This window comes from Sphaerospermopsis aphanizomenoides BCCUSP55 (assembly GCF_001586785.1).
In the GTDB taxonomy this organism is placed as follows: Bacteria; Cyanobacteriota; Cyanobacteriia; order Cyanobacteriales; family Nostocaceae; genus Sphaerospermopsis_A; species Sphaerospermopsis_A aphanizomenoides_A.
The window spans coordinates 1-12,680 of sequence record NZ_LUFH02000036.1 but is presented as its reverse complement, the minus strand read 5'-3'; the positions used below and the strand labels follow the sequence as shown (position 1 = coordinate 12,680).

General features: G+C 41.4%; 6 protein-coding genes. 5 read left to right on the top strand and 1 reads right to left on the bottom strand.

The window, feature by feature from the left end; genetic code table 11:
- Positions 1–85 precede the first annotated feature (85 nt).
- Positions 86–1,837 carry a pilus motility taxis protein HmpF gene (hmpF, locus tag A0J48_RS11090; protein WP_200323041.1) on the bottom strand — a complete coding sequence of 584 codons (1,752 nt, stop codon included), beginning with the start codon at positions 1,835–1,837 and terminating at the stop codon, positions 86–88.
- A gap of 385 nt (positions 1,838–2,222) precedes the next feature.
- Here hmpF and A0J48_RS11085 point away from each other — a divergent pair, with 385 nt between their 5' ends.
- From A0J48_RS11085 to A0J48_RS11065, 5 genes are all read left to right on the top strand, one after another.
- Positions 2,223–3,428, top strand: a complete 1,206-nt coding sequence (locus tag A0J48_RS11085; protein ID WP_200323039.1) for a response regulator — start codon at positions 2,223–2,225, stop codon at positions 3,426–3,428.
- Between the two features lie 198 nt (positions 3,429–3,626).
- Positions 3,627–3,992, top strand: coding sequence for a response regulator transcription factor (locus A0J48_RS11080; protein WP_013193093.1), 366 nt, complete (start codon positions 3,627–3,629; stop codon positions 3,990–3,992).
- Positions 3,993–4,005: 13 nt separating this feature from the next.
- A complete protein-coding gene (locus A0J48_RS11075) occupies positions 4,006–4,533 on the top strand; it encodes a chemotaxis protein CheW (RefSeq protein ID WP_200323037.1) in 528 nt (175 codons plus the stop codon).
- A gap of 16 nt (positions 4,534–4,549) precedes the next feature.
- Positions 4,550–7,621: a methyl-accepting chemotaxis protein gene (locus tag A0J48_RS11070; RefSeq protein ID WP_200323035.1), complete on the top strand. Its 3,072-nt coding sequence runs from the start codon at positions 4,550–4,552 to the stop codon at positions 7,619–7,621.
- A gap of 115 nt (positions 7,622–7,736) precedes the next feature.
- The gene (locus A0J48_RS11065; RefSeq protein ID WP_200323033.1) at positions 7,737–12,650 is read left to right on the top strand and encodes a hybrid sensor histidine kinase/response regulator; all 4,914 of its coding nucleotides are present in this window, start codon (positions 7,737–7,739) and stop codon (positions 12,648–12,650) included.
- The last annotated feature ends 30 nt before the right edge of the window (positions 12,651–12,680 follow it).

Here is a 12,680-nt window from a genome sequence, read left to right as displayed (position 1 = left end):
ATCAAGAGGTAATACTTTTGACTTTTGACTTTTGACTTTTGACTTGTGAACCTACACCCTACACCCCACACCCCATACCCTCTTCCTAAACATTCGGCAGACTGATCAAACTTTGCAGAGTTTGACGCATCTCAGTAATAGTCTGGAGTTGAGAATCACCAGTTTCTTGCACATGGGTTAAAGAGTCCGAAATTGTCTGCAACTTATCCCGTAAATTATCCAAACAATCTTGAATCGGTTGTAGTGCCTCTTGATAAAGCTTGACCCTACCCCAACATTCAGCAGTTGCTGTTTGCAAATTGAGTAAATTTTCTTCTATTGATTTGAGTTCTTGACGCTTGGACTCCAACTCATGGGTTTGATGATCAATTTCTCCTTGCTTCATCTCAATATCAGTACTCAGCTGTTGAATCTCATTTTCCAACCTTTGCAGTTCCTGGGACTGTTCCTGTCGTTGGTAATCAATTTGGGCAAGAATAGACTCTAGATCAACTGCGTTATCTCCTGGAGAATAGGTAACAGGCTGTCCTTGTCGTTGTAAAAGTACATTTTGGTGTTGTTTGAAAGTTTGCTGTTGTTTTAATAAATTATTGCGTTGTGGAATTAAACTTTTATTAAGCATCTGATAGAGGTCTTTTTCTTCAGCTAGTTCCAGTTCCAATTTATTTAACTCTTCTCCAGATACTTGCTGTATCTTTGCTTCTATTTCTTTTATACCTTGTTGTTTGTAATTTAATTCTTGTTCCTGGTCTTGAACAAAACTAGAGTCAATTTCCAGTTTCTCCTGCAAATCGTGAACTATTTTTTGTAGTTCATCTAATGGCATATTGTGCAAAGCTTCCACATCAACTTGATGACCAAACACCAAATTTCCAACCATTGCCGCCAAAGTCTGGGTATTGTGGTATAAATCTGCTTGAGTCTGCAACTGCTCTTTAAATATTGCAGACAATTGCTGTTTATTATCAAGTTTTGCCTTTTTCAGTTGTAAATCGGCTGTTTTTTGCTCCAGAGAATTTTGTAAATGTTGCAATTCGGTTTGGCGATCGCGCCAAGTTTGGGATAATTGTTCTACTTCACCTTGTTGTTGATGAGCTAAAGACTGTTGCAGTTCCAGTTGTTGCCAATGGGGATTGAGAGTAGCTTGTTGTTGTTCTATCAGTCCAAAAGCAAAATTGAGGTTTTCCTGCAATGTAGCAGTAGAACTCACACCACCAGATAAACGATTGAGCAAATCAATGATTGCCCTAGTTTGCGACTCATCGACAACTGTTCCTTGGGGGGAACTGGCTTTCAGGTCTTCTAACCGATGCTGTTCTCCTCTCAAATGCTCCCAAGCGCCTTCTAGTTCCTGACGATTGCGCTCAACTTCTGCCTGTAATTTTTCAATTTGTTCACGGGCTGTTTTGACTTCCTGCTGTTGTTTTTCTAAGTTTTGCACCTCCTGTTCCAGATGTTGCAGTTGTTCCCACCGCGATTCCATGTCCATTTCTCGGCGATTTAGCTCTTGGACTTGAAACATGAGGGACTGCTTCCACTGGTCAATTTCATCTTCTTTGAGCTTAAATTTTTCCATTTGCCGGGAAAAATTCTGCAAAATATTTACTAGCGGACGACCTGCTTCCTGAATCCGCTGTACTTGACGATTCGGACTCAATTCCACTAGTACCAATGCGCCATCATTTAACTTGCTTGCTTCTTCAGCCGCAACAGTTTCTTCCGACACAGTATTCCAATTCTGCTCGCTGCGTTGACAAGCTAGTAGTTTGAGTTCAGTTTTAGAACCACCACCGAGTAAACCGCCTTTCTGCTTTTGTACTTCTGCTAGATACAGCACACCGCTAGTCCTTTTGATGCACTTTACGTCCGTGTTTTGGGATATACCTTGGATTATTCTGTTAATTTATCTTGTTTAACCTAAGTTTAGCAGCACAGGATAGACAAAACTATTTATGGAACTGATATCTCACATATTGATATATCTTGATATTTGGTAGATGCAGCTAGAGCGCATCTTCTAGATTCTGTACACCATAATAGTGACTGTGACTACAGTGTGAACAGTATCTTTGTCAAATATCTATCACAAAAGGTTCATGTCCAGCTGCCTGAACTGATTGAATAGATAATCATCCTGCCATTCTAATGGAAATATGAAAAAACTGACGGTAACAATTAATCACGAAATCTCTCTAGAAAGCCCAGGAGGGTATTGGAGCTAAATGCAAGGAAATTTAAATGAGATTGATATTTGCAGTATTCTACAACTGATATCTTTAGGGCAAAGAACTGGACAGTTGTGGGTGGAAGCACACAGTTCTTATCATAGTCACAAACTTAGCCCAGAAGACACTATCAAGTATCGTCAATCTGGAGAGAGCAAGCCACAGTCTTGGTTTGTATTTTTTCTCAATGGTCAAATAGTTTATTGTCAAGCTGGTGAAAGCAGTTTATCCCGAATTGATGATTACTTACGTCATTACCGAGTTGAGCAACGGCTGAATAAAACTCAGCTTGCCACCTTAGCATCAATGAATTCTCCAGAGTATGGTTACATTTGGGCGCTCTTAGAACAAAATATTATCACTCCCAAAATAGCCAGGAATATCATTCACGGGTTAGTACATGAGACACTGTTTGATTTGCTGAGTTTACACCAAGGTAGTTTTATTTTCGATTTAGGTGCAGCACTTGTACCCCAATTAACTAGCTTAGAAATTAAATCTTTAGTAACAAAAATCACTAAACAAGTACAGGAATGGAAACAGCTATATCCACATATCCAATCTCCAGAACAGTTACCAGTATTGGCTGACATAGGTAAATTGAGCGACTCACTACCAGCATCAACAGTGAATAGGTTACAACAATGGGCAGATGGTAAAACATCTTTACGCCAGTTGGCTCGTTATCTTAATCGTGATATTTTAACCGTTGCCAAAGCTATATATCCTTACGTACAACAAGGATGGCTACAGTTAGTATATTCAGGAACTTCTAGTCCTAGTAGTCAAAGACCAGACTGGGAGCAGATAGATAAACGCAAAGGACGGGTAGTATGTATTGAAGATGCGATCGCCATCTGTGAAATTGTAGAGTCCATCTTATGTCCACAGGGGTACGAAGCCATTTCCATTACCAAACCCTTAGAAGCCCTCAGCCTCGTTTTTCAACTCAAACCAGACTTAATTTTATGCGACATTGCCATGCCAGAATTAGACGGATACGAAATTTGCTCCATGCTGCGACATTCCACTGCCTTTCGCCTAGTACCCATTATCATGTTGACTGGGAAAGAAGGATTTATTGATCGCGTCAGAGCCAGGATGGTTGGGGCTACAGATTATTTGACCAAACCATTTGCAGATACTGAATTACTGATGTTGGTAGAAAAATATATCAACATAGATTCTGTTGTGGGAATATAAACAGAATATCTAGACTTGTGGATTTGCTCAAATATGGGGTAAAAAATGTTATCACAGAATCAGCCAACACCAGCAAAACTGCCATCATCAGTAAGATAGTGAAATTAGTAGAATTAATTTATACAAAAAATAGCTTGTATAGAGAATTGGTGAAAATTCCCAAACAGAAAGTCTCAAGCAGGAGGTAAATAGAGATTTATGAGTACAGTTCTCATTGTTGAAGACAGTATCGCCCAGAGGGAGATGATTACAGACCTCCTCAAAGCTAGTGGACTTACTGTCACCCATGCCGGGGACGGAGTGGAAGCTTTAGAAGCAATTCAAAGCACACCTCCCGATTTAGTCGTTTTAGATATTGTCATGCCCCGGATGAACGGCTATGAACTGTGTCGGCGCTTAAAATCAGATCCCAAGACCCAAAATGTTCCTGTGGTCATGTGTTCTTCCAAAGGAGAAGAATTTGATCGCTACTGGGGGATGAAACAGGGAGCAGACGCTTACATAGCCAAACCGTTTCAACCAACCGAGTTGGTGGGAACAGTCAAACAACTGCTGCGAGGATAAGGATGAAAACAATATGGTTAGCAAACCAGACTTTTTAAGCGGTAGTGGTCAAGACCAATTTCGCCCGGAATTACAACTAGAAAGTCCTGAAGGCGAGCTACATCTAAGATTTTACATTCCCTCGCATCAGGAGTTTGCATTACAAGCAACTGGCATCCGGGAAGTGATTGAACTCAGTCCTGATCGTATCACCCCAATTCCTAATGCTTCTCCGCTGCTATTAGGCACTCTGAATTTACGAGGGCGATTAATTTGGGTGGCAGATTTAGGTCAATTTTTGGGGGAAGCAACTCCGTTAAACACAGATAAATCTGAGATACCAGTAATTGCTATTGAAGATCAAGACATAATAGTAGGCTTAGGAGTAGAACAAATCTGTGGCATGGGTTGGCTTGATACACAGTATCTCATGCCAGCAAATAACGTCCCGGATACGATGGCTCCTTTTTTACGTGGAGAATGGTTAGATACTAAAAATAATAAGTATCTGCGACTGATAGATCAAACGGCAATTTTGCGGAGTGCTAGGTGGGCAGGATGAAGTCGGGAGGGTGGAAATGGCAACAAATATAGATGATCACAATTCCAAATATCAGCAGGCAGTAAAAGCATATACACAAGGAGATTATGAAGTTGCTGCTACTTTAGTAGACCAAGCAGTCAGTAATCTACCGGATGATCCTAATTCTCATCTGTTGCGGGGTCACATATACTATGTTTTACAGCAGTTTGCAATAGCAAAAGCCGAATATCAACAGGTGTTTCATTTGACAGATGATCAAGAAATTATTAGTTCTGCTACTAGTTGTCTGGAAAATATCAATCAATACCTAAATCCATTTGGCGAAGAGAACTCAGCCGTAGCTTTGAATGAACTGATCGGTAGTGGAGAATTTTCTAATGGTTTGGTAACTAATGAAGGAGAATTACTAGAGTTAGGAGTTGGTAGCGACTTGGATAACAGTGGTTTTGATCTGAAATCTTTTGAGGATTATGAACTATCGGCAGAGTCTCTCGAAGATATATCTATGCATAATCCTTTTGATAGTTCATTAGACAGTATGGACTTTGATCAACTATCAAGTAATTCATTAGATTTTAGTCATGATCCTTTTGCTTTAAATGAACAATTTACAGAACCAGCAGCAAGTGGTGATGGTGATGAATTAGGAGTATTTGATTCACCTCTGACTTATCAACCATTTACAGAACCAGTAGCAACAGATAGTCAAGTATCAGGTGATTTGGAGTTACCATCTTTTTGGCAAGAAGATATTGCTTCAGGGAATATAGAACAGGCAGCAGAAAATGATCATTTTGCTGACTTGGAGGTAAATCCCACACCCACAGATGCCGCTGCAATTAGTGATGAGCAGATTAGTTCAGCTTTGGGAGATATGGATCAATTAGCTGACGACAAATGGGAATCTTTACCTGCATCATTTACAGAACAAGATGAACTAGAATTGGCAAATATGAGTATGGGGAATCTGGGCTTCTCCAGTAACATTCAGGCAAATGTTAATGTCGTCGTTGCTGAACAGGAAATCAATGATGATTTAGAAGATTTAGAAGATTTAGAAGATTTAGAAGATTTAGAAGATTTAGAAGATTTAGAAGATTTTAGAGACAACAGTGACGAGACATCTTTGAGTGGCGCAGATAATTGGTTAGCACAAATGCCAGAGGCAGTACAAAACCAATCAGCATCCAGCTTTAATAATCAAGTATCCTCATCTTTGAACAGTAACTTTGCTAGTTCTGACCAGCAGGTTAACTCAAATTACCAACATGATCAAAAAAACTTTGATGATGATAGTTTTGACTTAGAAGCCTTTGAATCTGCTTTTGGCTCAGAAAGCTTTGTCAGTGATGAAGAGCAAAACCATAACTCCCAGGGAAGCAATGCTCAAAACATCACCTTTTTAGATGATTTTGATGAATTTGATGATTTAGGTGGTATTCCCAGTTTTGATCTAGGAGGAGATTCTGGCTACAGTGATGTGGAGTTATTATCTGACACTACCAGTAGCAATAAAACTAGTTCCATCAATTCTTTTAGTGAAGACTTTTCTATTAATAACTCCATTGACCGTGATGAGGAACTGTTCACAATCACTGGAGCCCAGGAAGCAGTTCCTGTATTTACGGAAACAGACGCTGCCAAACTAGAACCAACTGTCAGCGTAGATCAAGGTTTGTTGGGATTTTTTGAGAATGCTTCTTTAGATAAAAAACAATGGTACATTGCTGTTACAGTCGGATTAACCTCCTCAGTAGTAGCTGCTTTGATTAGTTTTGGGGCGACACATTTTTCCGAACCTGCACAACGGGAATCGGTGCGGAATACAGGTTGGGCAATGGCTTTAGCCGCAGGAGTAGCAGGTGGGGTAACGGCTGGTTTTATGAGCAATCTGGCACTCAAGCAAATTCGGCGCACTACCAAGGATCTGCAAGTGCAGTTTGATGCTGTGCGAGAAGGAAATCTGAATGTTCAAGCCACAGTTTATTCAGAAGACGAATTAGGTTACTTAGCCACCAGTTTCAACGACATGGCGCGGGTAATTTTCACAACTACCAATGAAGCGACAAGAAAAGCCGTTGAACAGGAAGAAGCAAAAGAAAACCTGCAACGTCAAGTGATTCGATTGTTGGATGACGTGGAAGGAGCAGCTAGAGGAGACTTAACAGTTCAAGCCGAGGTGACAGCAGACGTACTCGGCGCTGTAGCAGATGCCTTTAACCTGACAATTCAAAACCTGCGGGATATTGTGCAGCAGGTGAAAGTAGCAGCCAGGGAAGTAACCAAAGGTTCAACTAATTCGGAAACCTTTGCTAGAGCTTTATCAGGTGATGCTTTGCGTCAAGCGGAAGAGTTGGCTGTGACTTTAAACTCCGTACAAGTCATGACGGAATCTATTAAACGGGTAGCAGATGCTGCTAAAGAAGCAGAAGCTGTAGCCCGTGATGCCAGCGTCATCGCCGTCAAAGGAGGAGAAGCAGTAGAAAATACCGTGGCGGGGATTTTGGAAATTCGGGAAACAGTGGCGGAAACTACCCGCAAAGTGAAACGGTTAGCGGAATCTTCCCAAGAAATTAACTCTATTGTCGCCTTGGTATCTCAAATTGCTTCTAGAACCAACTTATTGGCACTCAATGCCAGTATTGAGGCAGCAAGAGCCGGAGAAGCAGGTAGAGGATTTGCGATCGTGGCTGATGAAGTCCGCCAATTAGCTGACAAATCCGCCAAATCTTTAAAAGAAATCGAACAAATCGTCATGCAAATCCAGAGCGAAACCAGTTCTGTGATGACAGCGATGGAAGAAGGTACACAACAGGTAATAAAAGGTACTAAACTAGCAGAAGAAGCCAAGCGATCGCTAGAAAATATTATTCAAGTAGCTGATCATATTGATCGGCTAGTGCGCTCAATTACCAGTGACACCGTAGAACAAACGGAAACCTCTCGCGCTGTAGCTCAAGTAATGCAATCAGTGGAACTCACAGCCCAAGAAACTTCCCAAGAAGCACAGCGAGTTTCCGGCGCTCTCCAACACCTAGTGGGAGTATCCCGTGACTTAATTGCTTCTGTGGAACGTTTCCGAGTGGAAACCATTGAATCCAGGTAAAGGAGAAATTAAATTTTGGATTTGCGATTTTCAATTGGAGATTGTTCAATCCAAAATCCAAAATTCAACCTGAATCCTGCATTAATCCTTCATCCTTTATTCTTCATCCTTGTTTATGCAGCCGGAACAACAACAACGGATTTTGGGTTACTTTATCGAAGAAGCCAGAGAACACCTGAATACAATCGAACAGGGGTTACTGAAGCTACAAGATACCCTCAATGACCCAGAAATGATCAACGAAGTCTTCCGGGCTGCTCACTCGATCAAAGGGGGAGCAGCTATGCTGGGTTTGGGGAGTATCCAGCAGACATCTCACCGTTTGGAAGATTGTTTTAAAGTTCTCAAAGAGCATACAGTCCAGGTTGACCAAAAGTTAGAATCTTTGTTTCTGGGTGTCTCTGATACTTTAAAAGCGTTGTTAGATCATTTGGGTAGTCCGTTTGGTTTGTCAGAAGAAACGGCTAATACTTTGATGTTAGAAACAGAGCCTCTTTTTCAAGGACTCAACGAGCATCTAGAGCAACTTGTCAAATCGCAAGATAGCAATACACCTGTGGCGACACAGACAGTTATAAAACCACCAATACAAGACGCAGCACCTCAACAACAGCCACAAAAAACCGTAGTAGCCAACGAGCAGTGGTCAGAGTTTCATACTCAAGTGCTACAGTCGCTGCGGGAAATGTTACAACTGTTTAAGCAAAGCAATACATCTTCATCTAGGGAAAAATTACAGGCTTGCTGCCAGAGATTAGTTAAACTGGGTGAAAAGTTGAATTTGACGAATTGGTGTAGATTGTCTCAAACCGCAGGCAATGCGATCGCTAATCCTGACAATACCTATCTCACTTTAGCTAAAATTGTGATTACCGAAATTAAACAAGCACAAGAATTAGTTACTCAAGGTAGAGAAGCAGAAATAAACGTTAGTCCAGAACTAGAAGCATTAGAGTTAATTCCAGAACTTGAGTTCCCAGAAATACAATTGGATTGGGTTGATGACCAACCACAGGCAGAAACACAAATTGCCAATACATTAGAAATACACACAGATAATGTACTGCTACCAGCAAACAGCACAATTAAATTTACACCAATACAAGAACTAAATTTAGCAGCAGATACAGATCAACTGCCAAATCTAGCACGAACTGATACAAATGCTACTGCTGAAAGGGCAGATTCCTTATTTACTAATCAAAATGACATATTTAATCTCAACAGTGATATTTTTGATCTGAATGGACTAGAGGTAGGAATTGCTGAATTAAATACCCTAGCCGATTTGTTTGAAGGTGATACTCCCGAACTAGAAATAGAAGCAGGTTGGCAACAACCAGAAATAGTAGAAACTACTACTAATATCATAGGAATTAGTGACAGTGAATTTGAAGATGTTGATCATGATTTCAGTGATATCCTGTCATTGGATAATGACACCAGCAATCATCAACCACAAAGGCATACCAATATTACAGAAGACCTAGCCCTATTATTCGGTGACACATTTTTAGAAACGGAAAATCCAGAACATAATGATGTGTCCCTGACTAATCCAAATTTAGAATTATCTGTCACCAATATTAACAGTGAAGACCTGGCGGTAGATACTCTAGAAATAGCACAATCTATTGAAGAAAATGATTTAACAAATATTAATGCTGTTGAATTAATAGGCAGTCTCTGGGAATTAACACCTGATGCTAATGAATCAATTTCTCTAGAAACAGTCACTTCATCAGCATCTTTAGGAACTGCCAACAGCTTGGATGATTTATTAGCAAATACAAATGCCGATGTTCTGGAGGAACTTGCTTTTGGTGAACCAGAATTAGAAACGAGCATTCCTCAATCAGAAAGCTTGTCTTTGGATAATTTGTTTGGCGAACTTACAACTCATACATCAGCCAATACAATCGCCACCACCGATGATTTAGAAATTAATGAGATAAATATATTTGCTTTACCAGAAACAATCTCAACAGCAAGTTCCCAAATAGAAGATGACTTCAACAACTTCTGGAATTCAACAGATATAACCTCAACATTGCCCCTGACTCCAGGAGTTAGAGAAGATGTGGTCAAGGAATTAGAGGATGATATATTTGCAGCCGCATCTGGGGAAACAGTAAATGATAGCCAGCAGTCGCAGGTCAGCCTCAGTTTTTACTTGGAAGACTTTGATTTCACTATTCCTAAGCCAGTAGAGACAGGATACATAACATCAAACACAGATGCAATTGATAACTTATTTGCTGACTGGACAGATTCCCAAACTACTTCTAGCACCGTTGATGATGATAAATTGTCCTTACCGACGATTGATAGCTTCTCCCAAGAGCCAGAAGTCCTGGATTTTATCCCAGAATTTACTCACCAATCTTCCCAAATAGATGCTGATTTAGAAGATTTGTTTGCTGGTTTTGATGACAATCACAATGAGAATAGACTAGCATTTTTAGAAAATGTAGTTACGAGTCTCTCAATTGATGAACACGATCAAATCACAGAGGTTGATCCTGATCAAGCTGTAGATCTCAGTTTGAGTGAACTAACACAGCTAGAATTATTAGACCAAGAGAGTGATACAGGTTTGGTACAAGAAGGTGAAATAGCTTTGGATTCTCAGTTGCTAGAATTGGAACTGGGACTAGAAGCAGAAATCACTGCTGATATCGCTGATCAAACTCCTGTCACCCTAGAAGAAGCACATCCGCAACAACTAGAACCAGAAATTACAGCCGCATCTACCCAGACAAATCAGGCGGCTATGGCAGAAGATGAATTTGCAGCCTTAGATGCCTTACTAGATCAAGAAGCAGATTTATCCACAAATCAGGTTTCCATCCCAGACTTGGATTTTGCGGCTTTAGAAGCATTGTTGAACACAGATGAAGTCCAAGCAACAGAAATTCCCACACCAGCACCGATAGTCGATCCACCTATGACTATTAAGGTTCCGAGTGCGATCGCATCTTCAGCACCCACAGATGAATTTAAGGAATTAGAGGATTTGCTCGCTCAAGCGGATCAAACCATGAACGCAGCAGGGAGAACTGCCAAATCCAATACCAGCAAAACACCACGTCCAAGTATTCGTCGTTTTAAAGAAGAAAGCATGAAGATTCCAGTCAAGCAACTGGATGAGATGAGTAACTTGGTTGGGGAGTTGGTAGTAAATCGTAATACCTTAGAACAGGATCATGAACGTCTGCGACAATCATTAGATAACTTGCTGATTCAAGTGCAACATCTTTCCGATGTGGGCGCAAGAATGCAAGAGTTATACGAGCGATCGCTTCTGGAAGCATCTCTGTTGAGTAGCCGTAGAACCAGAGAATATGGACATTCTAACCATGCCCATGACAGAGGGTTTAGCGAGCTGGAAATGGATCAATTTACCCTCTTCCATACACTCTCCCAAGAAACAATAGAATACATTGTGCGAGTCCGGGAGTCAGCCAGCGATATTGATTTTGTCACGGAAGAAACCGAACGAGTAGCTAGACAGTTCCGTCAAGTCACCACCCAACTACAAGAGGGATTGACCAGAGCGCGAATGGTACCTTTTGCCCAAGCTATTGATCGCTTGCGCCGAGGAGTGCGGGATAACGGTATTAAGTATGGAAAACAAGTTGATTTGGTGACAGAAGGGGCGGATACACCAATAGACAAGATGATTTTGGATCATCTGACAGATCCGCTCACTCATATGCTCAACAATGCGATCGCTCACGGGATTGAAACCCCAGAAGTCCGCAAAGCCAAAGGTAAACCACCGATAGGCACTATTACCATTCGTGCTTTCCACCAAGGCAACCAAACTGTCATTTCTGTCACCGACGACGGTGCTGGTATTGACCACGAAAAGGTGAAGCTAAAGGCGATTCAAAAAGGTGTTATCACACCAGAAGAAGCCCAAAAAATGACTCGCCAAGACTTTTATGAGCTGTTGTTCCTACCCAGTTTTAGCACTGCCGATGAAATTGATGATATCAAAGGCCGGGGTGTAGGCATGAACGTGGTGGAAAATGATATTAACGAAATTCGTGGCACAGTTAGCACCGATTCAGTATTGGGTAAAGGAACTACCTTCACCATTCGCTTACCACTGACCCTTCAGATTTGTAAGGCTTTGTGTTGTATCTCCGATAAGTCCAGAATTGCCTTCCCAATTGACGGCGTAGAAGACACACTAGATATACCCGTCACAGATATTCACAAAGATTTTGATGGACAATCATTTATTTACTGGCGCGATACCTCTCTACCATTCCGACCTTTACAGGAAATTTTAGCCTTCAATCGCCAGATCAGTCGCGGTAGTGTCTATAGCAGCACCAGAGAAGATGACATGGTTTCTGTCGTCGTTTTGCGATCTGGTAACACAATGGTGGCTTTACAAATTGACCAAGTTCTCAGCGAACAAGAAATTGTTATTAAACAATTTGAAGGTCCAGCCCCCAAACCAAGCGGTGTAGCTGGTGCGACAGTTCTCGGTGATGGTCGCATTATGCCCATTGCCGATGTTTTAGAAATTATCGACATCTTCCAAGGTAAGATGTCCAAACACATTGGTGGTGGTTCTTGGCAGCGGAAAGCCGTTCCTCTCATGCATGAAACCCCAGATGTGAAGATTGAACCCACAGTTTTGATTGTGGATGACTCAATCACTGTCCGGGAATTACTGTCTCTCACCTTTAACAAAGCAGGTTATCGCGTTGAACAAGCCCGTGATGGTCAAGAAGCCTGGGATAAACTGCGTTCGGGTTTACCTTGCGATATCGTCTTCTGTGACATCGAAATGCCCAGATGTGATGGGCTGGAATTGCTCTCTCGTATCCAAAAAGATGGTACTCTCAATCACTTACCTATAGCCATGCTCACTTCACGGGGTGCTGATAAACATAAACAAATGGCTGTTCAACTCGGTGCTAGTGGTTACTTCACCAAACCTTATTTAGAAGAAGCACTGCTAGAAGCAGCTACCCGGATGCTGAGAGGGGAGAAATTAGTAATGGCTTAGGGGTGTAGGGGTGTAGGGGTGTAGGGGTGT